Source organism: Rhodoferax sp. (genome assembly GCF_044236835.1).
Taxonomy (GTDB): Bacteria; Pseudomonadota; Gammaproteobacteria; order Burkholderiales; family Burkholderiaceae_C; genus Allorhodoferax.
Genome location: NZ_JBIIGC010000001.1, coordinates 104,716 through 130,481, shown reverse-complemented (window position 1 = coordinate 130,481; position 25,766 = coordinate 104,716). Strand labels below are relative to the sequence as shown.

General features: G+C 60.7%; 22 protein-coding genes. 9 read left to right on the top strand and 13 right to left on the bottom strand.

Going from position 1 to position 25,766, the window contains the following annotated elements; all coding sequences use genetic code 11:
• Positions 1-47 precede the first annotated feature (47 nt).
• Complete coding sequence (locus ACILRC_RS00565) at positions 48-677, bottom strand: c-type cytochrome (RefSeq protein WP_395667378.1); 630 nt, start codon at positions 675-677, stop codon at positions 48-50.
• Between the two features lie 71 nt (positions 678-748).
• Between ACILRC_RS00565 and yihA the strand changes: the two genes are divergently transcribed.
• Positions 749-1,528, top strand: coding sequence for a ribosome biogenesis GTP-binding protein YihA/YsxC (gene yihA, locus ACILRC_RS00560; protein WP_395667377.1), 780 nt, complete (start codon positions 749-751; stop codon positions 1,526-1,528).
• On the opposite strand, the gene ACILRC_RS00555 is transcribed toward yihA, so the two are convergent.
• Both ACILRC_RS00555 and ACILRC_RS00550 read right to left on the bottom strand, forming a co-directional pair.
• Complete coding sequence (locus tag ACILRC_RS00555; protein WP_395667376.1) at positions 1,525-2,388, bottom strand: lysophospholipid acyltransferase family protein; 864 nt, start codon at positions 2,386-2,388, stop codon at positions 1,525-1,527. The genes yihA and ACILRC_RS00555 overlap by 4 nt on opposite strands.
• Position 2,389: 1 nt before the next feature.
• Entirely contained in the window at positions 2,390-3,244 is an 855-nt protein-coding gene (locus ACILRC_RS00550; RefSeq protein ID WP_395667375.1) for a lysophospholipid acyltransferase family protein, read from the bottom strand.
• A gap of 184 nt (positions 3,245-3,428) precedes the next feature.
• Between ACILRC_RS00550 and metK the strand changes: the two genes are divergently transcribed.
• From metK to ACILRC_RS00530, 4 genes are read left to right on the top strand one after another with little or no spacing between them, the layout of a single operon-like run.
• Positions 3,429-4,607 carry a methionine adenosyltransferase gene (gene metK / locus ACILRC_RS00545; RefSeq protein ID WP_395667374.1) on the top strand — a complete coding sequence of 393 codons (1,179 nt, stop codon included), beginning with the start codon at positions 3,429-3,431 and terminating at the stop codon, positions 4,605-4,607.
• A 22-nt stretch (positions 4,608-4,629) separates the two neighbouring features.
• A complete protein-coding gene (locus tag ACILRC_RS00540; RefSeq protein ID WP_395667373.1) occupies positions 4,630-5,868 on the top strand; it encodes a glycosyltransferase family 9 protein in 1,239 nt (412 codons plus the stop codon).
• Positions 5,865-6,344, top strand: a complete 480-nt coding sequence (locus tag ACILRC_RS00535; protein WP_395667372.1) for a GtrA family protein — start codon at positions 5,865-5,867, stop codon at positions 6,342-6,344. Before ACILRC_RS00540 ends, ACILRC_RS00535 begins: the two co-directional genes overlap by 4 nt.
• A 47-nt stretch (positions 6,345-6,391) precedes the next feature.
• Entirely contained in the window at positions 6,392-8,278 is a 1,887-nt protein-coding gene (locus ACILRC_RS00530) for an ArnT family glycosyltransferase (protein WP_395667371.1), read from the top strand.
• Here the strand turns inward: ACILRC_RS00530 and ACILRC_RS00525 are convergent.
• The 7 genes from ACILRC_RS00525 to ACILRC_RS00495 all read right to left on the bottom strand — a co-directional run bounded on the left by ACILRC_RS00525 (position 8,244) and on the right by ACILRC_RS00495 (position 18,144).
• Positions 8,244-8,906, bottom strand: a complete 663-nt coding sequence (locus ACILRC_RS00525; protein WP_395667370.1) for a hypothetical protein — start codon at positions 8,904-8,906, stop codon at positions 8,244-8,246. The genes ACILRC_RS00530 and ACILRC_RS00525 overlap by 35 nt on opposite strands.
• On the bottom strand, positions 8,903-9,928 hold the full coding sequence (locus tag ACILRC_RS00520; RefSeq protein ID WP_395667369.1) for an exo-alpha-sialidase: 1,026 nt from the start codon (positions 9,926-9,928) through the stop codon (positions 8,903-8,905). Before ACILRC_RS00520 ends, ACILRC_RS00525 begins: the two co-directional genes overlap by 4 nt.
• Positions 9,929-10,187: 259 nt before the next feature.
• Positions 10,188-11,798, bottom strand: a complete 1,611-nt coding sequence (locus tag ACILRC_RS00515) for a type I restriction-modification system subunit M (protein WP_395667368.1) — start codon at positions 11,796-11,798, stop codon at positions 10,188-10,190.
• A gap of 3 nt (positions 11,799-11,801) precedes the next feature.
• Positions 11,802-12,665: a DNA damage-inducible protein D gene (gene dinD, locus ACILRC_RS00510; RefSeq protein WP_395667367.1), complete on the bottom strand. Its 864-nt coding sequence runs from the start codon at positions 12,663-12,665 to the stop codon at positions 11,802-11,804.
• Between the two features lie 166 nt (positions 12,666-12,831).
• Positions 12,832-13,926, bottom strand: coding sequence for an AAA family ATPase (locus ACILRC_RS00505; RefSeq protein ID WP_395667366.1), 1,095 nt, complete (start codon positions 13,924-13,926; stop codon positions 12,832-12,834).
• On the bottom strand, positions 13,923-15,134 hold the full coding sequence (locus ACILRC_RS00500) for a restriction endonuclease subunit S (RefSeq protein ID WP_395667365.1): 1,212 nt from the start codon (positions 15,132-15,134) through the stop codon (positions 13,923-13,925). The genes ACILRC_RS00505 and ACILRC_RS00500 overlap by 4 nt, the downstream gene beginning before the upstream one ends.
• Positions 15,124-18,144 (bottom strand): type I restriction endonuclease subunit R, encoded by a 3,021-nt coding sequence (locus ACILRC_RS00495; RefSeq protein WP_395667569.1) that lies wholly within the window; start codon positions 18,142-18,144, stop codon positions 15,124-15,126. Before ACILRC_RS00495 ends, ACILRC_RS00500 begins: the two co-directional genes overlap by 11 nt.
• Before the next feature lie 212 nt (positions 18,145-18,356).
• Between ACILRC_RS00495 and ACILRC_RS00490 the strand changes: the two genes are divergently transcribed.
• From ACILRC_RS00490 to ACILRC_RS00475, 4 genes are read left to right on the top strand one after another with little or no spacing between them, the layout of a single operon-like run.
• Positions 18,357-18,641 (top strand): DnaJ domain-containing protein, encoded by a 285-nt coding sequence (locus ACILRC_RS00490; RefSeq protein ID WP_395667364.1) that lies wholly within the window; start codon positions 18,357-18,359, stop codon positions 18,639-18,641.
• A 23-nt stretch (positions 18,642-18,664) separates the two neighbouring features.
• Positions 18,665-19,252: a hypothetical protein gene (locus ACILRC_RS00485; RefSeq protein WP_395667363.1), complete on the top strand. Its 588-nt coding sequence runs from the start codon at positions 18,665-18,667 to the stop codon at positions 19,250-19,252.
• Positions 19,249-20,013 carry a hypothetical protein gene (locus ACILRC_RS00480; RefSeq protein WP_395667362.1) on the top strand — a complete coding sequence of 255 codons (765 nt, stop codon included), beginning with the start codon at positions 19,249-19,251 and terminating at the stop codon, positions 20,011-20,013. Before ACILRC_RS00485 ends, ACILRC_RS00480 begins: the two co-directional genes overlap by 4 nt.
• 1 nt (position 20,014) lies before the next feature.
• A complete protein-coding gene (locus tag ACILRC_RS00475; protein WP_395667361.1) occupies positions 20,015-21,307 on the top strand; it encodes a hypothetical protein in 1,293 nt (430 codons plus the stop codon).
• Between the two features lie 72 nt (positions 21,308-21,379).
• On the opposite strand, the gene ACILRC_RS00470 is transcribed toward ACILRC_RS00475, so the two are convergent.
• The 3 genes from ACILRC_RS00470 to ACILRC_RS00460 all read right to left on the bottom strand — a co-directional run bounded on the left by ACILRC_RS00470 (position 21,380) and on the right by ACILRC_RS00460 (position 25,703).
• The gene (locus ACILRC_RS00470; protein WP_395667360.1) at positions 21,380-24,619 is read right to left on the bottom strand and encodes an error-prone DNA polymerase; all 3,240 of its coding nucleotides are present in this window, start codon (positions 24,617-24,619) and stop codon (positions 21,380-21,382) included.
• 85 nt (positions 24,620-24,704) lie between these two features.
• Positions 24,705-25,352, bottom strand: a complete 648-nt coding sequence (locus ACILRC_RS00465) for a nuclease-related domain-containing protein (RefSeq protein ID WP_395667359.1) — start codon at positions 25,350-25,352, stop codon at positions 24,705-24,707.
• A 96-nt stretch (positions 25,353-25,448) separates the two neighbouring features.
• Positions 25,449-25,703, bottom strand: a complete 255-nt coding sequence (locus ACILRC_RS00460; protein ID WP_395667358.1) for a BrnA antitoxin family protein — start codon at positions 25,701-25,703, stop codon at positions 25,449-25,451.
• Between the last annotated feature and the right edge of the window lie 63 nt (positions 25,704-25,766).

Genomic DNA, 25,766 nt, shown 5'->3' with positions numbered 1-25,766 from the left:
CCTCGCTCCTCAGGGGTGCCGGGCCCGCGCCAAGGGGCGCTGGATGTTTAGCGTAAACCGGCGATGTAGTCGGATACCGCCCGAATCTCGCGGTCGTTGAGCTTGGCAGCGATCTGGGTCATGGCCAAGTTGTTCTTACGGATGCCGTCACGGAAGGCCGTCAGTTGCGCTGCCGAGTAATCGGCATGCTGTCCGCTCAGGCGCGGGTACTGGGAAGGGATGCCGGCGCCGTTGGGGCTGTGGCAACCGGCACACGCAGGAATCTGACGGTCTGCAATACCGCCCCGGTAAATCCGCTCACCCAAAGCCACCAGATCCTTGTCTTTGGCAAAACCTGGCTTGCCGGGCTTGCTCGCCAGCCAATAAGAGATATTGCGCATGTCGTCGTCCGACAAGGCAGTGGCGAAACCCAGCATAACGGCGTTGTTGCGCTTGCCCGACTTGAACTCTTGCAGCTGCTTCAGCAAGTACTGTGGATGTTGCTGCGCCAGCTTGGGGTTGGCAGGGATGGCCGAGTTGCCGTCGGTGCCATGACACGCAGCGCACACTGTGCTGTAGCTGGCTTCCCCTTTGGCCAGATCGGGCTTGGCTTTTTCAGCTGCGGGCGTGTTCGCAAACGCAGAAATTGACAATGCGGCGATCGCAGCAGTGAACATCAAAGAGGCGGGCAGCTTCATAGTGCGTGGGTGTCGGGTGGGCAAAAACTATCGGCATTCTACAATGCGCCCCGGGCCGACCTCTTCACACAATGACAAACCACAAAGACCCTCGCCCAGCACGCGCCACACCCAGCGTACCGCCCAACCCAGAGAAAACCGCAGCCGCCACCGCACTGGGTTGGCTGCACACCGCGAAGTTCCTGACCACGGCGCCGCAGCTGCATTTTTTGCCGGCCCTGGATGTGCCGGAGATTGCGTTTGTGGGCCGCTCCAACGCAGGCAAGTCCACCTGCATCAACACACTGACCCAGCAGCGGCAACTCGCATTTGCCTCAAAGAAGCCTGGGCGCACACAACACATCAATCTGTTTTCGCTGGGCAAACAAGGCGTTACCGATGCGGTGTTGGCCGATTTGCCGGGCTATGGCTATGCGGCAGTGCCGCAGCAAGACAAGATCCGCTGGCAGCAAGTCATGGCCAACTACCTGGTGACGCGGGAAAACTTGGTAGGCATTGTGTTGCTGTGCGACCCACGCCACGGGATCACCGAACTCGACGAAATACTTCTTGACGTGATCCGCCCTCGGGTACAGGAAGGACTGAAGTTTTTGATCGTGCTAACGAAGTCCGACAAACTTACCCGCGCTGAGGCGACCAAAGTTTTGTCCATCACTAAGTTGCAAGCTGGGGGGGGAGAAGTGATGCTGTTTTCAGCCCCAAAACGCAAGGGTATTGACGAAGTCGCCGATTTGCTCTGGCGCTGGGCGCACCCGCAGCAGACATTGCAAGCACTGGCTGCGTCTGACGTGGTGGACCTCCAACCAGCGACAGAATCCGCTGGAGTCGGTGCGCCGCAGGCAACTAGCTAGTAGGGACTGGGCCCGCCGTCGGGACGGTCTTTGAAGCGCTTGTGCACCCAGTAGTACTGCGCTGGATCCCGATCAATATAGGCCTGCAAGCACAAGTTCATGGTGGCGGTGTCGGCCACCCAGTTGTCGCTGGGGAAGTTGGGCCACCGCCGCGTGATCTCGACCTCGTAGCCTTGCGGCGTGATGCGCGAAATCATCGCAATCACTTTGGCGCGACCCATTTTGGCAACCCTCGAAAGCGACGGAATGGTGGCGGCGCTCACACCGTAGAAAGGCACAAACACCGAATCTTTGGGGTCGTAATTCATGTCCGGCAAAAGGCACAGAGGCTCGCCCGCTCGAAGTGCTTGCAGCACCGGCTTGAATCCTTCACGCCGATCAAACGGACGGCCGTTGGGGAAGCGCTTGCGCCCTTTCAAAATCCAGGCATCCACCACCCGGTTGGTTTGCGCGGCATACACCGTGGTGAACTGGCGAGAAAGCTGCTGCGTCATCGCAGTCCAGCCCGCGTCCATACCCACGAAATGCGGCACAAAAATCAAGGTGGCAGCTTGGCCATCCAGTTCATCTACGGCGCCCACTAGCCGCAGCCTCGCCAGGGTTACTTCGGGTGGCGCGTACCACAGCCAACCCCGATCAAGCCAGGCCTGCGCGAAGTAGACAAAGGTTTGGCGGGTCTGGCGCTGCAACTGCCGCGCGCTCCAATGCGGGAAGCACAAACGCAAATTGGTGTGCACCACACGGCGGCGCGACCCGATCAGCAAGTACAAGGCCCAACCCAAGGCTGCCCCCAGAGCGCGCACCCAAGGCAGAGGCAGGCGGCCCACCCACTGCACCAAGCGCAGCGAGAAATGGGTCATCTCAGCCACCCTCCTTGGGTTGTTTGTAGCGGTCGTAGCCCCAAAGGTACTGGCTCGGGTGGGCCAGGATCAGTGCCTCCATGGCCTGGTTGATCTGGCGCACCGCACACTCCAAGTCGGCATCCAAACCCTGCTCTTGCGAACCGTGCGCAACACCTGCCCATGGCGACACATGCACCAAATAGCCCCGCCCCCAAGGCAAGCGCTCGCCCCAGGCCAGCAGCACCGTGGCGTCGGCTTGCAAGGCCAAACGGGCCGACAGTGTCATGGTGTAAGCGGGCTTGCCAAAGAATGGGGTCCACAGCCCCTGATGTTGCGGCGGCACCTGGTCGGGTAGCAGCCCCACGCAATTGCCTGTCTTCAATGCCTTCAACAACTGCTTTACGCCTGCCAACGTTGCCGGCACGGTGTGCAGGCCGGGCCGGGCGCGCGAGGCCACCACGAGGCGCGCTAGCCAGGCTTTGCGCGGCGCCCTGTACAGCACCGTCATCGCCCGCTCACTTTGGCCAAAACGCTGGGCATAGGCCTGCGCCGTCACCTCGAAGCAGCCCAAATGCGGCGTCAAAAAAACAATGCCGCGACCCGCTGCGAGCGCCGCGCGGATGTGCTGCTCACCGTCCCACTCCACGGGCACGGCCGGTCCCAGCCACAGGCGGGGCAACTCGGCCACCAGCTTGCCTGCCTCACCCACCGCGCGCATCCAGGCATTGCGGCCCACACCAGCGAGCGACGCATGCACCAGCAGCCGCTGCCGGTAGCTTCCCGACACCAGAAACGCCAGCCAACCCAATGCCACACCGCCGGCGTGCAGCAGCCACAGCGGCAGGTAGGACAGCAGTCGGAATAGGGCGGTCATGGCTGGGATAAAATGCGCGCTGTCGCTGAGTTACTGAACTACTTGCAGGGCGACACACAGGGGCTGGCTCAGCAAGGGCTTGCCATTGTGCCTTGTCACTTCGGTTTGACAAATCTGCTAAAGCGTTCGCTGCAAGCCAAAAGCCCAAGCAACGCGACTTGACCTCACTTTTGGAGCATCTTTGATGGCGAACGACTTTCTCTTCACTTCCGAATCGGTATCCGAGGGCCACCCCGACAAGGTGGCAGACCAAATCTCGGATGCGATCCTCGATGCGATTTTCAAGCAAGACCCCAAGTCGCGCGTAGCAGCAGAGACGCTGTGCAACACCGGCTTGGTGGTGCTGGCCGGTGAGATCACCACCAACGCGCATGTGGACTACATCCAAATCGCACGGGACACCATCAAGCGCATTGGCTACGACAACACCGAGTACGGCATCGACTACAAAGGTTGCGCGGTGCTGGTGGCCTACGACAAGCAGAGCAATGACATAGCCCAGGGTGTTGACCATGCGTCCGACGACCACCTCAATACCGGTGCGGGCGACCAGGGACTGATGTTCGGCTACGCCTGCAACGAAACACCTGAGCTGATGCCCGCGCCGATCTACTACGCCCACCGCCTGGTGGAGCGCCAGGCCCAGTTGCGCAAAGACGGGCGCCTGCCCTTTCTGCGCCCGGACGCCAAGAGCCAGGTCACCATGCGCTACGTGGACGGCAAGCCGCATAGCATCGACACGGTGGTGCTCTCCAGCCAGCACAGCCCCGAGATGAGCAACGGCACCACCATGAAGCAGGAGTTCATCGATGCTGTCATTGAGGAAATCATCAAGCCGGTGCTGCCCAAGGAGTGGCTGCACAACACCCGCTATTTGGTCAACCCCACCGGCCGCTTTGTAGTGGGTGGTCCACAAGGCGACTGCGGCCTGACCGGGCGCAAGATCATTGTGGACACCTACGGTGGCGCATGCCCCCACGGCGGCGGCGCGTTCTCGGGCAAAGACCCCACCAAGGTGGACCGTTCCGCTGCCTACGCCGCCCGCTACGTGGCCAAAAACATCGTGGCCGCTGGGCTGGCGCGCCAGTGCCAAATCCAGGTGGCCTACGCGATTGGCGTGGCCAAGCCGATGAACGTAACGGTTTACACCGAAGGCACCGGCGTGATTTCAGACGAAAGAATCGCCGCCCTGGTGAACGAGCACTTCGACCTGCGTCCCAAGGGCATCATCCAGATGCTCGACCTGCTGCGGCCTATCTATGAGAAAACCGCAGCCTACGGCCACTTTGGCCGGGAGGAGCCTGAGTTCTCGTGGGAGTCCACCGACAAAGCCACCGCACTGCGCGCAGCCGCAGGCCTTTAAGGCGCGCCTGTAGACCACCACCATGAAACTGCAGACACAACGCTTCATTGACCGCTGGCTAGGCCAGTTGCTGTGCGGCGTGGTGTCTGTGTGGGTGCGCTGGACCCAGCGCACGCCACCCGCACTGCCGCAGCAAGCCAACAACATCCTGGTGATCCTTCTCTCCGAAATGGGCAGCATCGTGCTGGCCGGGCCGATGTTTGCCGAGCTGCGTCGCAAGTACCCGCAGGCCCAAATCCACATCCTGCAGCTCAAGAAAAACCAAGAAGTCTCCAAACTGCTGCAGCTCACCCAGGCAGAAAACATGCACAGCCTGGACGACAGTTCGGGCCTGAGCTTGCTGCGCGACATCGTGCGCGTCAGCCTGGCCATGCGCAAGTTGCCTCTGGAAGCGGTGGTGGACTGCGAGCTGTTTTCGCGCATCAGTGCGCTGCTTTCGTTCTCGACCGGCGCACAGGTGCGGGTGGGCTTCACGCCCCACACCCAGGAGGGTTTGTACCGTGGCAGCTTCATCAACCACGCCATTCCCTACAACCCTTACCAACACATCAGCAAACAGTTTTTGTCGCTGGTGGATGCATTAAACAGCGCTGGCAGCGCGCCGCGCAACAAGTCCGCCGCCATTCGTAGCATGCCGCAAGACACCGAGCTATCGGTGCATTTCAGCGGCACCGAACTGGCCCAGTACCAAAGCCAGCTGTACGCCGACCACCCTGCCACCGCTCAGCGCGATCTGGTGCTGCTGTACGCTGGTGGCGGCATCCTGCCGGAACGGGCCTGGCCGGCTGCCCATTACGCGCGGGTCGCACAAGGGTTGTGCCAAGCCGGGTATGCGGTGGGCTTGATTGGCCTCAAAGACGACGCGCAATTGGCGCGCGACCTGCAAGCCCAAACCAACAGCCCCGCCTGCATCGATCTGACCGGCTACACCCGCAGCATCCGCGAGCTATTGATGCTGTTCCATGCCGCGCGCCTTCTCATCACCAACGACGGCGGCCCCGGCCATTTCGCCACGCTCACGCCCATCCACACCATGGTGTTTTTTGGGCCCGAGACCGGCCGCTTGTACGGCCCGCTGGGCACGCGCAACAAGGTGCTGGAAAGTGGCATTGCGTGCTCGCCCTGTTTGTCGGCCTACAACCATCGGCTCACGTTCTGTGACGGCGACAACCAGTGCCTCAAACGCATTGCGCCCGACCCGGTGCTGGCCGACGCGCTGACCTTTTTGCAGCGAGCCCCGCAGGCGGTTGCGACGGCATGAATGGCCTGCAGCGACTGGTGCTGTGGGGCTTGGGCTGGGTCGAGCGCTACCGGTACATCAAGTTCGGCATCGTCGGCGCCAGCGGTACGGTGGTCAATCTGGCCGTGCTCTACGTGGGACATGAGTACATCTTTCACTCCATCGAGTCGGCTTACCAAAAGCCCTACATCTCACTGGCGTTCGCCATCCTCATTGCCACGATCAACAACTTCACCTGGAACCGCCTGTGGACTTGGTCGGACCGGGTCAAGCGGCTCGAGGCCCACGAGTCACCCGGGCGCGTGAGCCTGCGGGTGCTGTCCAAGGAGTTCGGCCAGTACGCCACAGCCTCCGGCTTTGGCAGCGCCTTGCAGTATGTGCTGACGCTTCTTCTCTCCGGCGTCATGGACTACCGCTTGGCCAACCTGACTGCCATCCTGGCGGCCAGCGTGAGCAACTACCTGGCCAACGACCGTTGGACCTTCCGCCGGCGTTAAGCGCAAGCGCCCTCCGCCAGGCCACCCGCCCCGCAGCGCACCACGCCATGCACAGCACCCCAACCCCCTCGGCGCAGCAGCACAGCACACGCGCCGCGGGCAACGCATTGGGTCAGATCCTCATCCCACAGGGGACGCACCACCAAGCGCTCTGGATTGCGCTCGTGCTGTTTGCGGCGGTGCTCTACCTGTTGGGCCTGGGCAGCATGTATGCGCCCACCAATGGCGACGAGATGGTGTACCTGCACATCGCCCGGCGCACCGCCGAGTCGGGGCAGTGGCTGCCGCTGGTGTCGGACCTTGCCAATATGCGCAACACCAAGCCGCCGCCACTCATCTGGCAGGCTATGGTCGCCGGCGACTGGGGGCAATGGAACCTTGGGGCTCTGCGCTTGCCCAGCGTGCTCTACACCTTCTTGACCACCTCTGCTTTGGCATTACTCGTGTGGCGCATGGACGGGCGGCTGCGCACCGCTTGCCTGGCCGCGGTGCTGTACCTCGCGTTTTTCTCGACCTATCGCTACGGGCGGGTGTACCTCACCTCGGCACCCGAAACCTTTTGGCTGGCGCTGCCCCTGTTTTGGCTGCTGTGGAAATGCACACCGCCGCATTCAAGCACTGGCTCTGGCTTTGGGTTTAGCTACGGCGGCAGCGTGACCAGACCTGGCGCCCATGCCGCCACGGTCAACGCCGTGGCTGTGCCCTGGTGGGCCTGGGCGGTGTTTGGCATCGCCATCGGCCTGGGCGCGGGCTACAAGTCCTTTGCACTGATCGTGCCCGCAGCGGCCACCCTGTGGTGCGCGCTGCTGGTGGCGCAAGGCCCGCTGCACTGGGCCAAGGTCTGGACCACCACGGTGGGCGTGGCTGGGGCCGCGCTGTTGGCGCTGGCCTTCTTTGGCCTGTGGTTTGTTTTCGACCCTGACCCCGGCGCGGTTTGGCGTGAGTTTGTGGTGGGCGAGAACGCTGGCAAGCTCGCCAGTGCCAAGGGCTATTGGCAGGTGGCGCTGGCAGGTGGCGGCTCTATTTGGATACATAGCCTGGCCTATTTTGAAAACGCTGGACTACTCTTTTTTGTGGCCCTGGGTTTGGCGGCGTGGGGGCTGCTGCGGGCGCGCAGTGTGCAGCGCTGGCACACCCTGGCACCGCACACGCGCATCTTGCTGGTGTGGCTGGTAGTGTGGCTGCTGGTGTTTGCCATCCCTAGCCAGCGCTCGGCGCGCTATGTCATCCCGGCCATGCCCGCCCTGGCGATGCTGGCGGCCTTGTACTGGGAGCGCATCGCCCGGCCTTGGTTTTGGCTCACCCTGCTGTTGACGGTGCCCGCCTTGGTGATGCTTGCGCGCATTGCCTGGGTCCTGGCCGACATGGGCCTTGGCACGCCAGTGTTGCTGGCCTTGGCCCTGGCTGGCGCAGCGCTGGGCATGGGAGCAGTGCTCGCCGGGCTGCTGCGCCCGGCTTGGATCCGCAATGCCTCGTTAGTGGCCTGCCTGGCGGTGTACGCCTGCTTCTGCGCCATGGTGGCCCCCTTGGGCACGCGCGAAGCCAACTACAGCGCCGCCATCCAACAACAATTGCAAGGCAAGCGCGTGGCCGTGCCCAACGGCTTCAACGCCCAGTACGAACGGTTTCGGTTTGTGCTGCCCGGTGCGCAGCTCGCACCGTTTGATACCGACGGCCGCAACGCCGGCGAAGGTTACCCGGACCTGCCTTCGCAGGCGCGTTTGCAGCGGCTGCTGGCCGAGTCCGATGCGGTTGTGTGGGTGCAAGACGAGCCGCAACAACAAGCGCCCAGTTGCGTACCTCACTGCCGCGTGTTGGCCCAGCGCTGGCATGTCAAGAGCCGGCACAAATCTGGCGAAATCACCTTGAACAACCTTTGGATGCCCCAGGAGTGGCTCTTCAGGCGCGAGTGGCTGATCGTGCCCGTACCCTGAGCAGCAAAAGAACGTGTAATACCAGCCAGGTCAGCGGGTCCAGCACCGCATCCCATACGTTGCCCGTGGGCAGGCGGGTGGCCGCAAAACAAAGCAACGCTGATGGTGCGATCCAGGCCGCTACACCCCGCGCACCCAGCACAAACGGCAACAGGGACACGACCATCACAGCGGCCAGCGCCCACGGGCTAAAGCCCCAGGCGTACACCTGCAGCGGCAGGTAGCCCAAGGTGTCTAGCAGCAGCACATAGCCCAACAGCACGCCGACCCAGGCACCCACCCGCGCCGCACCCGACAGCGCCCGCGTACCGCCTTGGGTCCAGGGCGCCGGTGGGGCCACAGACAGGCCGCGCCACAAGCCGACCACCGCCAACGCGCACCCCACCCAACTTGGCGACTGGAAGGCCAAGCCCAACCAAAAAGTGGGCGATGCCTCGCCTGGCAGCATCGCCCACAGCGCCAGACCGGTCGCGGCGGCAGCGCGCACCACCAGCGCCTGCCTACGCAACAGCAGCACCGCGATGCAGGCCAGCACCAGCGCCCATGCGATTGAGCGGCCCCACTGCAAGGCCCAACCCAGCGGCAACGATGGCGTGCTCGCAGCGCCCAGAACTTCGACCCAACTCATGGCGCAGGCCCCAATACGGTGGCGCTCGCGCCCGCGGCACTGCTGGCGCCATCTCGCAGCGCAAAACGCTGCCAGGCAATGCGGGTGCGGTGGTCGGTGTAGCTCACCCACAGGTGACCATCGGCCCAGACCATGGAAGGGTAGGAGTACTCGTCGGCATCGGTGCCCTGCTCCAACACAACGGCACGCGTCCAGCTCAGACCGTCACCTGAGGTGCTGAGGTCCAGCAAACCGCGCGAATGGGGCGAGGCGTTGTGCACCAGCACATGGTGGCCGGGCGACAGCGACAGGCCGGCAATCGCCGCGTCCGGATTGACCAGCGGCAGGCTGTCTGCATCGCGCCACTGTGCGCCGCCATCGGTTCTGCGGGAAACGCCGATGCGCCCGTTGGGCAGGTTATCGCGGTGCAAGGCCAGCCAATCGGTGGCCGAGGTGGCCAAGAGCGTGGGCTGCAGCAGGTGCTTGCGCTGCGAGATGCGCTCCATGCCCACGAACGCGCCCGTGCGGTCAAAGCGCAAGGCGACCGGGTACTTGATGCCCAGCTCAAAGTACACCGGCAGCACCATGCCGCCGTCGGCCAGAGGCAAAGGCGCGCTGCGCACCAAGTAGCTGGTGTTCCACAGCCACGACAGCGGCAGCATGCGCAAGGGCGCGAACTCCAACTCGGCCAGGCCCTGTCCCGGACTGCTTTGCACCGTGTGCAAAATCCGGCCCGCCGCCCAACCGCCCAGGCCGGTGGCCACCACAAACAGGTGGATACGCCCCGACGCGTCCAGCCACGCCACCGGGTTGCCAATCCGCCGTATTCCCGAGCCCAGCTGCGCGCCCATCAGGTGCCGATTGACCACGTACTTGGGTGGCACCCACTGCTGGCTGGCCCGGTCGAACTGCGAGGCCGCGATCTGCACATTGGGCGCACTCTCGCGATCTCCCGCGAACCAAAACGCAGTCAGCACCGCAGGCGATGACGCAGGCATGGCCAGCAAATCGCTGGCGTGCGCCGCCAAGGCGTCGCTGGGCATGGGAATCCAACCGCGGTCTACGCGGGTGAAGGATGCAGCATGTGGTTGCGGTGCCGTCCATGGTGCAGCAGGCGATGTCGCAAGCGATGGAAGCGCCGCGTGAGGATCAGGCGCAGGTGCCGCGCGCTGGGCGAGGTCGAGCGCCATTGCGCCAGCGACTAGCGTCACCGCGATCGAAGCGCGCAGCGCGAAGGCGCGCCAAGCACCCCAACTACGTGGGCCACGGGGGCTGGGGCGGTCGTACGAGTGGCGCATCGCTTTAAGGCAGTGGGCTCAAACCCAGCTCGTTCAAAAAGGCGTTGTGCTTGCGCTTTGCATCAGTAATCGCCCGCTCTATATCTACCAACTCTTGGTGCATCGCTTGCAGGTCAATTTCCGCCTCACCCACCGCCGTGCTGATGTAGCGCGAGATGTTCAGGTTGAAATCATTCTTTTCAATCTCTGCCATTTCTACCCGGCGCGAGTAGCGCGCCTCTTCGTCGCGGAACTGGTAGGTCTTGATGATCTTGGCTATGTGCGCTTCGGTCAGCTGGTTCTGGCGCTTGCCTTTGACAAATTGCTCGGCTGCGTTGATGAACAACACGTCGTCGGGCTTCTTGCACTTCTTCAATACCAAGATGCACACCGGAATGCCGGTGGAATAAAACAGGTTGGACGGCAGGCCAATCACCGTGTCGATGTGCCCGTCTTTGAGCAGCTTGGTGCGGATACGCTCCTCGGCGCCGCCACGAAACAGCACTCCGTGCGGCAGGATGATGGCCATTACGCCTTCGTCTTTGAGGAAGTGAAAGCCGTGCAACAAAAACGCAAAGTCCGCCGCCGACTTGGGCGCCAAGCCGTGGTTCTTGAAGCGCACATCGTCGCCCATGGCCTCGGTTGGCTCCCAGCGGTAGCTAAACGGCGGATTGGCCACGATGGCATCAAACGTGGGCTTCTTGGCGGGGTTGAGCTCGCGCAGCATCTCCCAGTCATTGGTGAGCGTGTCGCCGTGGAAGATTTCAAACTCGGTGTCCTTCACCCCGTGCAGCAGCATGTTCATGCGCGCCAGGTTGTAGGTGGTGATGTTTTTCTCTTGGCCGTAAATCTTGCCAATGCCATGTGGCCCCATGCGCTTGCGCACATTCAGCAACAACGAGCCCGAGCCACAGGCAAAGTCCATCACGCTTTCTAGCCTTTGCTTTACGCCCGTGCGCGGCTCCTGGCTGTCCAACGTGACGATGGTGGAAAGAATGTCCGAGATTTGTTGCGGCGTGTAGAACTCGCCTGCCTTTTTTCCCGAGCCAGCGGCGAATTGGCCAATCAGGTACTCGTAAGCGTTACCTAAATCATCCTCATCCTTTGATAAACCGGCAGCCAATCCTTCGGCAATTTCCTGGATCACCACGCACAGCTTGGCGTTGCGCTCGGTATAGGTCTTGCCCAGCTTGGGCGAGCCAAGGTCAATCTCCGAGAACAGGCCCTGAAAGGTACTCTGAAACGACTCGGTCTCGATGTACTTGAAACCCTCTTGCAGCGTGTGCAGCAGCTCACCGTCTTGCGTGCGCGCCATGCTGGCAATGCTGCTCCACAGGTGCTGCGGCTCAATCACGTAATGCACCTTGCGGCGCATCTGCTTTTCAAATTCGGGCACATCGGCTGCGTTGTCGGCATACCAAACTGCCAGCGGCATGCGGGTGTCGTCTTCTTTCAGCGTGGGGTAATCGCTTCCCAACTCCTTCTTGGCCGTCGCCTCGTAGCTGTCGGACAAATAGCGCAGGAACAAAAACGACAGCATGTAGTCGCGGAAATCGTCCGCGTCCATGGCCCCGCGCAGTTTGTCGGCAATGGCCCACAGGGTGTTGCCCAGTTTCTTTTGGCTTTGTTCGGTCATGGTTTAGGGCTTGTCGTCTTGCGGTGGGGGCAGAGTTTTGGTGCGCTCGGCCAGCTTTTTGTCGTCCGTTTTGACTCGGCGTTCCAGCTTCTTTAAGTCCTCTTCTGGCGCCAGCTTTTCAGGCTGAATGCCACGCTGCCCCAGCATGTCGCGCACGCTTTCGTTGTTTTTGACATGCTCGTGCGTAATGGCGGGTTCGCCCCGCAAGTTGTCTTGCCGCACGTTGTGGTTGGTCATCTCGGTGGCCAGGTTTTTGGCGGCAATCGTTAGCGTGGGCAAGAAGTCAGCCAGTGGGCGGTTGGCCACAATGCCGTATTTGTTCTTCATGGCCAGCGTGGTGTTGCCACCAAACAGCGCTTGGTCTCCACGTGATCGAATCCTGCCAAAACCAGCGTCGTCCACACCGCGCTCATAAATGTTTTGCGAGAGTGCCTTTTCTGATTCCTTGAGCCTGTCACGCGCCTCCATGCGCGCTTGCAGGCGCATGCGGTCTTCAATCAGCTCTTGCTTGCGGGTTTGCACCGCAAAGTAGCTTTGCGCAAAGGCGATTTCAGGCTTGCGTGGGTCGCCATTTTGGGCGATGAGGTAACAGGCATAGCGTGTTAGCATGAAATCAACGATTTCACGCTGGGAACCACTGCCCAGCTCGACCATTTTCGTGACGCCACGAAAATGGTCTGTCGCCACATGCCCAGAGGCTTCGCACGACTGCATGGCCCGCTGGATGGCAGCTTGAAAGTTCTCCCAACGGGTGTAGCCCAAGGGGGCTTGCAAATCGCGTGCAAACCAAAACTCGATCCCCTCCGCATCAGCACGCTGGGCACCGGCTTCAAGGCTGGTTTGCAAAGCTTTTAGTTGTTCATCCATAGTGTTTCCTCCGCTGGCTTCTGTCTTGTTCGAGCACTTGAACTGTCAAGGATTTCTTGACGGTTGGCCTTTGGCAAGCGTAGGCGGCAGTTGTCAACCAACACTTGACAACTGAAGCTATGGCCTTTCGTTCTTCAATGCAGTTAAGAGTCGGCGCGTTCATACCTCACTCCGCATGCAACACAAACTTGTACTTCGCTAGAAGGCCACTCATCACCTCCTCGAAGATATCCAGGTTGTCTTGAACAACGATGTCCGACTCGTAGTAGTAAACCTTCTTATGCGACAGGGCATTAACAATGTCTGCTACTCGACTGGCCTCGGTGATACCAATCTGATTAAGCACATAACTGAATTGCCCTACGCCGAGAAACGACGCGACGTTTTCCAGAACCTGCCGGAGCATCGCGAAGTGGTACGCACGGACATCCTTGGCATCACGAGCTATAAAAAGTAACTGGAGTACCCGCAAGTGATACAAAAACACATCGTTACGACAGTTCTCTAGCTCAAGCGCACCCGACTTCGCACTCAAAATGTGCAACTTATAGAGAGGCTTGTCTTTCTTCTTGAACTTGTGGCTCTTTTCACCCTTGGTAATCCAGTCACTCAAGATGGAGAAGAGCCCCAGATGATGCGTGGTGACGATGATCTTGCGTTTCTCAAACTGTTTCTCGATGAGGTCGTACAAAGTCGCCGCAGTCACAAAAATGTTGTGATCGTCCAGGCTAGAGACTGGGTCATCGATAAAGAAGTGGCTCGACTGCTTGTCGGCCCAGCCCTCAACTTCGAAAAGCGCAAGGAAAAAGCACCAGACAAAAATTCGCTCCTCCCCACGAGAAATCTTGATCGGTGGCTGCGGTACATCCGGATTTTGATTGGGTATGAAAAACGAAATCGACTCAATCCCCTTCTCAGGGTCGTCTTCATAAGGATTGAACGAAAACCCGAATTTGGGCTTGTAGGCGTTGAGCTTGTCGCGAACGTTGTCCTCTGTCATGGAGGAGTGGAACTTGCTCAGACTGCTCGGCAAAACAGTCAACCGGACGTTGGTACCACCATTCTCTTCGTCGTTGTCCCAGACAAAGAGATCCTCGCTATAAGCGTTGTAATAAACCCCGGTATGGCTACCGTCCTCTAGCTTAGTGGCATTCTTGTACGCAACGCTGAGTTGTGTCTTGCCAGTCGCGTTGAAGGCGTACATCAGCGTAATCTGTGCAGGATCAACCTTCAGTATTTCAGCGATTTCGTCGAGCGTCATACAGCTTCCTGCAGAGACGGGAAGAGCTGCTGCATGAGCCCCTTCTTGTGGGTCTTAAGTGTTTCGAGTTCTTCAGTGGCAGCAATGATTAAGGTGTCGAGTGAGGATAGACAACTCGCGATTGCCAGTTGTTCTTTTTCAACTTTAGGAACCGCTACAGGTACTTTTTCCAATACATCTACTGACAGGCCTGGTTGCGCCTGACCTGTAGCAAAGCGGTTCAGATTCAGAAGGTCGAGAAGGTAATACAGCCAAATTGCTTCAACGCCCTTGTTTGGTGTCACAACCAGCGCGTGCTCAGTGGCATGAAATTTACCTGTGGCAAGTTTTACGTTGCCGCAGAGAGCCCCTTGGCGACCAATCAACGGATAAGTTCCATTGTGCGTTTGCGTTACGGTATACCCCCGTAGCCCGTTGCCGCCGAAACAAGGAAAAAGTCCACCTGTGCTTTGCGCGTATATGTCCGCCGCCGACACAAATTTTCCAGCTTGCATTTTGCAAGCACCACCCAGAGTTTTCGGTAACCACTCGCCAGAATCCTGAAACTCAGGAAACCGCAGGCGCGGTTGGGTTTCGCCTTCGCGGGGGAAAAGTTGCTGCATCAGCCCTTTTTTATGGGTCTTGAGTGCGTCCACTTTGCGGGCTTGCGCGGCGATCAGTTCGTCCAAGGAACTCAGGCAGTCGGCGATTTTTTGTTGTTCGTTCAGCTTTGGCAGGGGAATGCCAATATTAGAAATATCGTCCTTAGTAAAGCCTTTAATGGCCATGCCTTGATTGAGTGCAAGTAGCTTTGTTTTTAGCGATTTTATGCAATAAGCTAAAAACACCAAATCATCTTTAGCTGGCGTGAAGTTTGTAAAATCTTGGCTTGTACAAATAGATGCTCTTGAAATTGCAAGTTTGCCTACACCGACTCGAGATACAAGCAAAATGCTATTTGGAGGAACCACTTTCGTAGCGGTAGCTTGAATTGCATCATCGGAAATGAATCGACTGATAGAGAGATCGTGGATTCCATCGTCAGATATATCAGAGCTTGACACCCAAGGATTTACTCCTGTCCAATATTCCGCATTGTCCTTGCTAGGAGTTCCCCCGCCAGTAAAGGAACCAATCGAACCAAGCTTGGGAACCGACCAGCCTTCCGTCCCCCTAAACTCCGGAAACCGCAGCTTGGGCACTGGAGCAGCCTTGTTCTTACTGCTCATACGCACTCAACCCAGAAATATCACGCCCCTGCACCCTTTTGCTCAACAACGGCACCAGTTCTTTCATGAGCGCCGTTTCCGCCTGTGCGCGGGCTTTCCAGCCCAATTCCAGCGAAGCCATCAAATCACTTAAGCGCTCGCCATCAAAAATCATGCGCTGCAAGATGCCATCCACAAAGGTTTGCAGTGCAGCGGGGGTCAGTTGGTGGCGTGTGGCAATGGCACTTAGCTCGGCGCTGTCTTTCTCTTTCTTAAAGCGGGTGTAACCCTCGCGGATGGCGGTTTCGCTCAAGCCCTCGCCCGCCTTCAGGGTGTTGATGTAGGCGGCAATGTCGTCGCGCTCGTTCATGAACTTGGCGTCGGCCTGGATGAGGCCGATGAGCTGCTCGCGGCTCATCTTCTGCTTGCCCGGCCCCTGCTGTGAATAGCGGGACATGAGGCCCATGATGTAGTCGTAGTCAATCACCGCGCTGGCAAAGAGCACAAATTCAAAGTCGAGCTGGTCCGCCTCGGCGCCTTTACCCGCGCTACCCGGGTCTGTCTGGGCCTGCTGTGCCTTCAGGCGCTGGGCCGTTTCCAGGTAAGCGCCGCGAAAGCCTTGGAGGTGCTCGGCCGGCAGGATGTGCTCGATGGCTACCGCGTTGCCTTCCGTGAGGTCGGTGTACTGGTCTAGCTGGGTTTTGAGGCGCTGCACTTCTTTGAAGTTTTTGATGAAAGCGGCGCGGGCTTCGTCGCCCTTGAGGCTGTGCACGGATTCGGGCGTGCAAGTCAGACCCTGGCTTTGCATGAAGTCGGCCAGCTTGGTGACGGCGGCGTCCAGCTTTTGGATGACGACCGGGGCTTTGTCTACCAGCCAAATTTCGCGGGCTTGTTCACCTGACTTTTCGCCCGAGAACAGGGCGATGGCGGCGTCCACGTTGGATTGCTGCTGGCGAAAGTCCAGCACGTTGCCGTAGGGCTTGGTGCCGTTGAGCACGCGGTTGGTGCGCGAGAAGGCCTGTATCAAGCCGTGGTGCTTGAGGTTCTTGTCCACATACAGGGTGTTGAGGTATTTGCTGTCAAAGCCGGTGAGCAGCATGTCCACCACGATGGTGATGTCGATCTTTTTGACCGCCGGGTAGTCGGCATTGGGCCACTGCTGGTCTTTGATGCGCGTTTGCACGTCCTGGTAGTACAGGTCGAATTCGTTGATGCTGTGGTTGGTGCTGTAGCGGGCGTTGTAGCTGGCCAGAATGGCCTTGAGCGCGGCCTTTTTGCCTTCGGGGTCTTGCTGGTTGTCTTGTCTTTCTTGGGGCAGGTCTTCCTGAATTTGCTTCACATCCGCATCGCCTTCAGCCGGGGGCGAAAACACGCAGGCGATGTTGAACGGCACAAAGGTTGGATCAGCCTTTTGCTTGGCTTCTTGCAGGCTTTGGAACAGGCCGTGGTATTCAATGGCGTCGTTGATGCTGGCGGTGGCCAGCACGGCGTTGAAACGGCGGCCTGCGGTGGCGGTGTCGTGCTTGGCCAGGATGGCTTCGATGACGGCCCGTTTAGCTAGCGCCTCGCCCGGCTTGGGCGGGTTCTTGCCTTCGGGTTTGAAGTAGTCCACATGGAAGCGCAGCACGTTGGCGTCTTCAATGGCGTGGGTGATGGTGTAGGCGTGCAGCTGTTTTTGGAACAGGTCTTCGGTGGTGCGGAACTGGCCTTCGTCACCCTCGTACTGTTTGGCCGTGGCGTTGGCTTCAAAAATGGGGGTGCCGGTAAAGCCAAAGAGCTGCGCCCTAGGGAAAAAGTTCTTGATGGCGTCGTGGTTGTCGCCAAATTGGGAGCGGTGGCATTCGTCAAAGATAAAGACCACACGCTTGTTCGCCAGCGGCGCCAGTTGCTCTTTGTAGGTGGCTTTGCCATCCTTCTTCTGTTGCTTGTTGCGTTTGCTGTTTTCATCCAGCGCTAAACCCAGCTTCTGGATGGTGGTGACTATGACCTTGTCGGCGTAGTCGTCAGACAGCAAACGGCGCACCAGCGCAGCCGTGTTGGTGTTTTCTTCCACGCAGCCTTCTTGGAAGCGGTTGAATTCTTCGCGGGTTTGGCGGTCCAGGTCTTTGCGGTCCACCACAAAGAGGCACTTTTCCACGTCGGGGTTGTCTTTGAGCAGGGTGGCGGCTTTGAAGGAGGTGAGCGTTTTGCCGCTGCCGGTGGTATGCCAGATGTAGCCGTTGCCACAGTTTTGGTGAATGCAGTCAACGATTTGCTTGACGGCATACACCTGGTAGGGCCGCATCATCAGCAACTTTTGCTCAGCTGACAGCAACACCATGTAGCGGCTGATGGTTTCGCCCAAAGTGCACTTGGCCAAGAACTTGTCAGCAAAGTCGTCGAGCTGCGCGATCTTGGTATTGGCCTCGTCCGCAAATTGGTAGATGGGCAAGAAACGCTCGTCGGCGTTGAAGCTGAAGTGCCGCGCGTTGTTGTTGGCGAAGTAGTAGGTGCTGGTGCGGTTACTGACGATGAAGAGCTGCAAGAAGCACAGCAGCGTTTTGCTGTAACCGTTGCCAGGGTCGTTTTTGTAGTCAACGATCTGCTCCATGGCGCGGCGGGGGTGGATGCCCAGCGTTTTGAGCTCAATCTGCACACACGGCACACCGTTGATGAGGATGAGCACGTCGTACCGGTGGTGGCTGTAGTCGGTGTTGATGCGCAGCTGGTTGACCACCTCAAAGGTGTTTTTGCACCAGTCTTTGATGTTGACCAAGGTGTAGTTCAGCGGCGTGCCGTCTTCGCGCACAAAGGAATTGCGCCCACGCAGCATGCGGGCGGCGGTGAACACGTCGGGGGTGACAACTTCGTCTAGCAGGCGCGCAAATTCTCCGTCGGACAGCTTGACGCGGTTGAGGGCTTCGAACTTCTCGCGAAAGTTGCGCTCCAGCGCGGCACGGTCCCGAATGTCTTCGCGGTAGGCGTACTTCAGGCCCTGCAACTTACCGATAAAGCCGTACTCAATCTGTTCCTCCCGCACGGCAACGCCCATTGAATTGGAAGGCGGGTCGCGGTGCGGGTTGGATGGGGTCATGGTCGGCGGTTGGCGTTGCTGCGCGATTATCCGATTACGCAGAACAAAAAATGCCCCGCCTTTGGATTGGGCTCATGCTGCGAGCGTTCGGCGTTGTGACTGCAGGCCAAAGGCACCAAGTCCTTGGCCATCACGGCCCGCACACACAGCCCCCACCGTAAAATCCACCGATGCAAGACCACTACGCGGCTTTGGGCCTGGACAGCAGCGCCACGCTGGCTGACATCAAAAAGGCGTTTCGCCTCAAGGCCGCCCAACTCCACCCCGACCGCAACCCGGCTGCCGATGCGCCAGCGCGATTCCAGGCGGTGCAAGCGGCCTACGAGGTGCTGGGCGATGCCAGCCGCCGCCAAGCCTACGACGACCACCGACGCCGCAACCTGCTTGACAGCCCAGCCGACACCGCACGCGAAATCTGGGACCAGTTTTTTCGCCCTTTGCGCGGGCACCTTTGACCTCTTTTTGGATCGGCACGGCCATGCGTATTTCCCCGTTTTTCCTGGACCTGCAATCGGTCTACCACGCCGAGTTGGACGACCTGCGCTCCGACTCCGAAGGCGTGGACGTACTGCGCCATCGCCTGGCCGACAAACGCAAGGCGCTGGGCTTTTTGCTGCAAATGATGGAGACCAGCCCCGAGATGGTGGTGGTGGTGCTGCACCAGGCGTTCACTTTCTCCAAGCCCGCCGTGCTGGATCGTCTGGTGTCCCAAGACGATGACGAGTTGCCGGAGTGGGAACAAATTGAAGGCGCACTCACCATCGCACCCTGGGCGCACAGCACGGTGACGCAAATCCTGCGCGAACCGCTGGGCCCCTGGTTCATGGTGGTGGCTGCGGGACTGGAGTACCTGTACCACCGCGCACCGAGTGCTGCCAGCCACAGCGCGGCAGACGATGCCGACGACGACGGCGCTGGTGACGATAACAACCGCGAACACAACGACAACGACCGCGACGGTGGCAGCGATAGCGCAGATGACGACGAAGCCAACGACCGCGCCCGTGAAGACGCCAGCAACGACTGGCTGGCCGAGCAAGGTTTTGACCGCAAGGACCCCACATGACCCAGGAAGCACCCACCAACGCGCTGGCACTGATTGCCAAAACCCAGAGCCTGATCGCCTCGGGCGACATCGGCGCGGCCGAAGCGGCGCTGGCCGAAGTGGCCGACACCCAGGGCGATGGCGCCCTGATGCTGGTGCTGGAACAACTGCCGCCCAAAGACATGCTGGCCGTGATCCGCGAGTACGACAACTCCAAGGAGTCGGTGATCAACCTGCTCATCACACCCGAGATGTTTGCCCGCGCCGTGGTGATCGAGAAGCAATACAAAGACCTCAGCCGCACCCATTTGCGTGGCATGGTCAACGCTGTGGTGTTTCGGGAAGACGCCGACACCGTGGCGTTCTTGGAAGCCATTGGCGAGCTTGAGGGCGGTGCCGAAGCCCTGGCCGACTACTTCTCGGAAAAGTGGGCGCGGGTGGAAAGCTTTGCACGCCACGGCACCTTCGATGCGTCCGAGGACGATGGCGAAATCCTCTCCGAGCAGGCGCTGCTGGCCTCGGCCTACGTCCGGCCCCGGGTGGACGAAGACGAAATCGCCGACCAGGACTGGATGCAACTGGCTTGGCTGTTGCGCCACAAATGCCCGGACCTGTTTATTGAGATGCTGCTGGTGCTGCGCGCCAAGGCGCGCGCGCACGACCTGGGCCTGTCCGAGGACGAGGAGGCCGAAGAAGAGGACGGCAAAGTAGAAACCCGCGACACCGACCGCGGCAAGGCCACGCCCGCTGCGCTCGAGTCTGACGAAGAGTCGGCGATTTAGGGTGTCGCAGACCGCACCGCAGGGCGCCAGCGCCCTCCACTCGCTGGCTCAGTTTGACGACCGCAGCTTCTTCGAAAAGGCTTTGGCGCACGGACTGGCCCACGGGCTGATCGACACCACCAAGCTCGACGCCATCGCACTCGAAGCGCCCAAAGGCATGGTGCAGATTGCACGCTATTTCGGCAGCGAGTTTTTGCGCCCCGAGCTGGAAAAAGCGCGCGAGCGCCTGGTCAACCTGGTCAGCCTCGCCTTGGAAATACACAGCGACGGCGACCTGCACCAAGCCGCCGTCGCGCTGCGCGAGCACAGCCTGCTGTCGCGCTCCAAAGCCGGCGCAGACTTGCTCAAGGCGCTGATTGCCATGCCGCAAAGCAGCCACTTCGGCATGCACGAAAGTGGTGGCTTTACCGACGAACACATTCCTCAGTTGGCCAAGTGGTCCCTGCGAAGCGCGGCCGACTACCGCGCCGAACTGGCCAAGCGCCAACAGGTGGCCAACGTGGTCGATGCCGCGTTGCACTTGGCCGAGGCACTGGGCACCGACCGAGACGACCTGGACGACAGTGGACGCGACGCTGAAGCCGTGATCCGCACTGCACTCTTGGCGCTGTCACTTGGCCACACGCAAATGCCCGATTGGGTGGCGTTTGAAAAAATGGTGCAGCAGCTGCGCAAAAAATTCACTGGCGGCACCACCGGACGCAGCACTGGTAAAGCTGCCGCACGCAAGACAGTTGACGCTGCAGCACGCAGCGTAGCGCTGCCTCTGCCAAAGAGCTTGCCGGCCAGGCTGCATGCTTCCGTCGACGCGGTGCGCCTCTCGGTAGAGAGCGACCTGCCCAAGATCTTCGAAAGCGCCCTGCCCGCGCGCAAACTGTTCGACCAAACCCCAGCTTTCATGGGCCGCTACTTCTGGGTGGAAGACGCCCTGAACGAAGTAGACCACTTTGAACGCGCAGCCAGTGCCGTCTGGCACAAAGCCACTGGCGGCCACAGCGACGACAGCTCGCTGCTCACCTTGTTCTTGTGCGTGGCCGCCGGTGGGCCACACAAAACACTGCTCAGCGCCCAAGGCGCGGCTGCGCTGGTGCGCAAGCTGCGCAAGAACGGCCTGCAAGCGCAGGCCGCGCAAGCCTTCATCGCCGACCACGCACCCGACACCCACCGAAGCGACTACCTGGAGATGTGGCAAGCGTTTTTGCTGGACTTGGAGCCGCTGCTGGCCAGCGACCACCGCAGCGCCCCCAACGACACGCTGTCGCTGCTGCGGCGCGAGTGCAACGTGGCGGACTGAGCGAAGCCTTGGGGACGGCAAGCGCGGCCTTGTGCACTGAGGGCAGGGTGGCGCACGCACGGGGGCCCTGCATCAATGGAAATCCCGGCTGGAAGTCGGTAGCGCACCCAGCCAATCGCTGCGGTCCACCAGCCGCTTGGCCACCAGGTGGCGCACCTCGCCACCGCTGTGGTCGTCGCGCTGCCATACGCCATACACCGCCATCAGGCGGGCGCGGTAGAGCGCATCACGAAACTGGTCTTTGACGGCCTTCCAGACGATCACATTCACGCTGCCGGTCTCATCTTCTAGCGTGACAAACACCACGCCCTTGGCGGTGGCCGGTTGCTGGCGCATGGTGACGATGCCGCAGGCGCGCACCAGCCGGCCACTGGGCAGGTCGCGCAACTGCGCGGCACTGAGCAGGCGCTGCGGCACGAGTTGCGCGCGCAGCATCGCCACCGGGTGGCTGCGCAGCGACAGGCCGGTGGCGGCGTAGTCCAACACCACCTCCTCGCCCTCGTGCGCTTGCGGCAATTCCAACGGCGCCTCCAGCACCGGCACGCCACGCAACAAGGGCGGCGCGGGGCGCAGGGCGGACGCATCCCAGACCTGCTGTCGGCGGTGGCCGCTGAGGGACAAAAGCGCGTCGGCGCTGGCCAGGGCCTTGAGATCGCCCGCGTCCAGCGCACAGCGCAACGCCAGGTCCTGCGTATTGGCAAAAGGCGCCACCGCGCGCGCCGCAGCAATACGCTGGGCCACCGCCTCGGACAAGCCGCTCACCAAGCGCAAGCCCAGACGTACTGCGGGCTGGGATTGGCCGGATGATGGTTTGGGTTGCCGATCGACCGTCGCCTGGTGCAGCACGGTGGGTGGCTCCAGCGTGCAGTCCCAGTCGCTGTGCGACACATCCACCGCGCGCACCTGCACGCCGTGGCGCTGGGCGTCTTGCACCAACTGCGAGGGGCCGTAAAACCCCATGGGCTGGCTGTTGAGCAGGGCCGCTAAAAAGCAGGCGGGTTCGTGGCATTTGAGCCAGCAGCTCACGTACACCAGCAGGGCAAAACTGGCGGCGTGACTCTCGGGAAAACCGTATTCGCCAAAGCCTTCAATTTGCTTGAACAAGGCCTCGGCAAACTCCTCGGTGTAGCCGTTTTTGCGCATGCCACCGACCAGGCGTTCGTAAAACACATGTACCCCGCCTTTGCGTTTCCAAGCGGCCATGGAGCGGCGCAACTGGTCGGCTTCGCCAGCCGAAAAGTCGGCGGCGGCCATGGCAATTTGCATCACCTGCTCCTGAAAAATCGGCACACCCAGGGTGCGCTTGAGCACCTCTTTGAGGGCCGGGCTGGCGTACTGCACATGCTCGGGGTGTTCGCGCGCCTTGAGGTAGGGGTGGACCATGCCGCCTTGGATGGGGCCGGGCCGCACGATGGCGACTTCGACCACCAGGTCGTAAAAGCAGCGCGGCTTGAGGCGCGGCAGCATGCTCATTTGCGCGCGGCTCTCGATCTGGAAGACACCCACGGTGTCGGCGCGGCAGACCATGTCGAAGGTGGCGGTGTCGTCGCTCGGGATGTCTTGCATGCGCACGGTGCGGCCACGGGTTGCGCCCACGAGTTGCAGGCAGCGGCGGATGGCGCTGAGCATGCCCAGGGCGAGCACGTCGACTTTGAGAAGGCCGACGTCGTCGAGGTCGTCTTTGTCCCATTGGATGACGCTGCGTTCTGGCATGGATGCGTTTTCAATGGGGACCAGACGGGAGAGCGGGCCGTGGGTGAGGACGAAGCCGCCTACGTGTTGGCTGAGGTGGCGGGGGAAGCCTTGAAGCTGGGTGGCTAGGTCGATCCAGAGTTGGAGGTGGCGTGGTGGGGGGAGGTGGATGCCAGCTGGCTCGGCGGGGGACTCTTGCGGTTCGCCTGGAGCGCGGGTGCTTGTTACTTTGTCGATCGCGTTTTGCAGGCGCTCGGCCAGCACGGTGCGGCTGTACATGCCGGGATGCTCTTTGGCCAGGGCGGTGATGAGTGGCTCGGGGATGTGCAGGGCGCGGCCTACGTCGCGCAGGGCGCTGCGGGGGCGGTAGCTGGTGATGACGGCGGTGATGGCGGCGCGTTCGCGGCCGTATTTTTGGTAGATGTACTGGATGACTTCTTCACGGCGCTGGTGCTCAAAGTCCACGTCGATGTCGGGCGGCTCGTCGCGCTCGCGGGAGATGAAGCGCTCAAACAGCAGGTTGGTGCGCGCGGGGTCCACCTCAGTCACGCCCAGGCAGTAGCACACCGCCGAGTTGGCCGCCGAGCCGCGTCCCTGGCACAAGATACCTTGGCTGCGGGCGAAGCGCACGATGTCGTGCACCGTCAAAAAATACATCTCGTAGCGCATCTCGGCAATCAGCGAGAGTTCGTGTTCGATCTGCGCTTGCACGCTGTGCGGCAGGCCACCGGGGAAGCGCTCTTGCGCGCCTTCGAGCGTGTGGTGGCGCAGGGTTTGTGCTGGTGAGAGGCCGGGCAGCAAGGCCTCGCGTGGGTACTGGTAGCGCAGCTCGTCCAGCGAAAAGCTGCAGCGCTGCGCCACCACCAGCGTGGCCGCTAGCCACGCGGTGGGGTACAGCGCGGCCAGGCGGGTGCGGGTGCGCAGGTGCAGCTCGGCGTTGGCCTTGAGTGCAACGCCGCACTGCGCTATCGGTTTGCCCAGGCGCACAGAGGTGAGCACGTCGTGTAGCGGTTTGCGCGAGCGCGCGTGCATGTGCACATTGCCTGCGGCCACCAGCGGCACACCGCACAGGGCCGAGATCTGTTGCAGGCGGTGGCGCTGCAGGGCATCGGCAGCGCCCAGACCCAGGGTGATGGCGAGCCACAGACCCTGGCCCCACAGCGCTTTGGCGCGCAAGCACAGGGCAACTGCAGCCTCCATGGTCAGCGTAGGGGGCAATGCCAGCAGCACCTCGCAGTGCTGCAACAGGCCCCACTGTGCCGTGTGCCAGTCCACGCGGTACTGGCCCTTGGGCGCAGCGCGGCGCGCCAGGGTGATGAATTCGCACAGATTGCCCCAGCCTGGCAGGTTGTGCGGCAGCACCACCAACTTGCAGTGGCCGCTGGGCAAGGTGACGAAAAACTCGGCACCGGGGATGAACTGCAAGCCCAGGCGCTGCGCCTCGGTGTGCGCCCGCACCACGCCCGAGACCGAGCAGGCATCGGTGAGCGCCAAAGCGCGGTACCCCAGCCGGTGCGCGCGCTGCACCAGCTCGTGCGGCTGCGACGCACCGCGCTGGAAGCTAAAGCTGCTTAGGCAATGCAGCTCGGCATAGTCAGGCAGCGGTGCCGGTGCCACCATTGCTGCTGCTGACGCGCACGGAGGGGATTGCAAGATGTTCGCCTTGATACTGTGTTTAAAAACAGTATAGAGCGTTTGAACAGCTTCATCTGTTAGCTCCGCCATGCCGACGCTCAAGGTTCTGTATGTGCTCGATATCGGTTTGACCACTGATCGCGAGGCGGGCTGCTTCCAATCGCCCTACACAAAACTGCATTCGGTTAGCTGACATTACTTGGACGCTGCTAGACCTGACGTGCTCAATGAAATCCATCAGTTCAAAAACCCCCTCTGGAACCTCTGTTTTGAACTCGGCATTTCCTGTGAACACAACAGCAGAGCGAATTGAGTTGGTCGGTAAGAAGTCAAGCAGGTCGCCGACTGCGCGGACGTGGCGAAGATTTTGGAAGATCGGATTCTGAAAACTGGACTTTCGCATGAACAAAACTTGGGTCCATTTGGCTTGCTTTGCGTTCGCAAATATCCAGCCGCTGAAGTGCTTGGTCTCGATGACGAAGACCCCAAACCTAGACACCAGAATGTGATCAATTTGGGTGCTTCCGTCCGGCATAGGCAGAGTCACGTGGTTCAGAAGGTGGTAATCGGGGCTGGGGAAGTACCTGCGAAGCGCGCTCGCGAGTAACTTCTCTCCCTCGTTCTGGTAGCGGTTGGCGCGGGCTCGACCATAGAACAGCGCAATGCCAAGCAAAAAGCCTAGGCCGAACGCTATGGTGAGTTTGAGGATTGGGGACACGCGCTTGTTTTTGCTGCCTAAACTCGGCTCCACCCAGCATGCAACACATGCTGCGCAACGGCAAGCAGTTGCTGCATTTCAGTAATACACACGCTGTCAAACCGAGGCATCGCGGAACGCCCGCAGCACCGTATTGATGCGGGTCTGGTAGCCCGCTCCCTGCGCTTTGAACCACTCTAAAACGTCTTGGTCCACCCGCAAGGAAATCGATGTTTTGGCGGGTAGCGGCGCCAGACCCTTGCGAACCATGCCACGAACAATGTGTTTGACATCCGCCTCGGGGTGTCCGGATGTGGTCTTAGCATCTTCCGAGCCAGACTTGAGGCGTACCCAATCAGTTTTGGATTGCATCGAAGTAGATTTGCGACTCGCGCTTGCTTGCTTTGCGGAACGAGATGATGCGGATTTCATGTT

What these genes read in the sequence shown, in the direction of transcription:
- ACILRC_RS00565 (WP_395667378.1), bottom strand. Translation starts at nt 677, where the DNA reads ATGAAGCTGCCCGCCTCTTTGATGTTCACTGCTGCGATCGCCGCATTG.
- yihA (WP_395667377.1), top strand. Translation starts at nt 749, where the DNA reads ATGACAAACCACAAAGACCCTCGCCCAGCACGCGCCACACCCAGCGTA.
- ACILRC_RS00555 (WP_395667376.1), bottom strand. Translation starts at nt 2,388, where the DNA reads ATGACCCATTTCTCGCTGCGCTTGGTGCAGTGGGTGGGCCGCCTGCCT.
- ACILRC_RS00550 (WP_395667375.1), bottom strand. Translation starts at nt 3,244, where the DNA reads ATGACCGCCCTATTCCGACTGCTGTCCTACCTGCCGCTGTGGCTGCTG.
- metK (WP_395667374.1), top strand. Translation starts at nt 3,429, where the DNA reads ATGGCGAACGACTTTCTCTTCACTTCCGAATCGGTATCCGAGGGCCAC.
- ACILRC_RS00540 (WP_395667373.1), top strand. Translation starts at nt 4,630, where the DNA reads ATGAAACTGCAGACACAACGCTTCATTGACCGCTGGCTAGGCCAGTTG.
- ACILRC_RS00535 (WP_395667372.1), top strand. Translation starts at nt 5,865, where the DNA reads ATGAATGGCCTGCAGCGACTGGTGCTGTGGGGCTTGGGCTGGGTCGAG.
- ACILRC_RS00530 (WP_395667371.1), top strand. Translation starts at nt 6,392, where the DNA reads ATGCACAGCACCCCAACCCCCTCGGCGCAGCAGCACAGCACACGCGCC.
- ACILRC_RS00525 (WP_395667370.1), bottom strand. Translation starts at nt 8,906, where the DNA reads ATGAGTTGGGTCGAAGTTCTGGGCGCTGCGAGCACGCCATCGTTGCCG.
- ACILRC_RS00520 (WP_395667369.1), bottom strand. Translation starts at nt 9,928, where the DNA reads ATGCCCAGCGACGCCTTGGCGGCGCACGCCAGCGATTTGCTGGCCATG.
- ACILRC_RS00515 (WP_395667368.1), bottom strand. Translation starts at nt 11,798, where the DNA reads ATGACCGAACAAAGCCAAAAGAAACTGGGCAACACCCTGTGGGCCATT.
- dinD (WP_395667367.1), bottom strand. Translation starts at nt 12,665, where the DNA reads ATGGATGAACAACTAAAAGCTTTGCAAACCAGCCTTGAAGCCGGTGCC.
- ACILRC_RS00505 (WP_395667366.1), bottom strand. Translation starts at nt 13,926, where the DNA reads ATGACGCTCGACGAAATCGCTGAAATACTGAAGGTTGATCCTGCACAG.
- ACILRC_RS00500 (WP_395667365.1), bottom strand. Translation starts at nt 15,134, where the DNA reads ATGAGCAGTAAGAACAAGGCTGCTCCAGTGCCCAAGCTGCGGTTTCCG.
- ACILRC_RS00495 (WP_395667569.1), bottom strand. Translation starts at nt 18,144, where the DNA reads ATGGGCGTTGCCGTGCGGGAGGAACAGATTGAGTACGGCTTTATCGGT.
- ACILRC_RS00490 (WP_395667364.1), top strand. Translation starts at nt 18,357, where the DNA reads ATGCAAGACCACTACGCGGCTTTGGGCCTGGACAGCAGCGCCACGCTG.
- ACILRC_RS00485 (WP_395667363.1), top strand. Translation starts at nt 18,665, where the DNA reads ATGCGTATTTCCCCGTTTTTCCTGGACCTGCAATCGGTCTACCACGCC.
- ACILRC_RS00480 (WP_395667362.1), top strand. Translation starts at nt 19,249, where the DNA reads ATGACCCAGGAAGCACCCACCAACGCGCTGGCACTGATTGCCAAAACC.
- ACILRC_RS00470 (WP_395667360.1), bottom strand. Translation starts at nt 24,619, where the DNA reads ATGGTGGCACCGGCACCGCTGCCTGACTATGCCGAGCTGCATTGCCTA.
- ACILRC_RS00460 (WP_395667358.1), bottom strand. Translation starts at nt 25,703, where the DNA reads ATGCAATCCAAAACTGATTGGGTACGCCTCAAGTCTGGCTCGGAAGAT.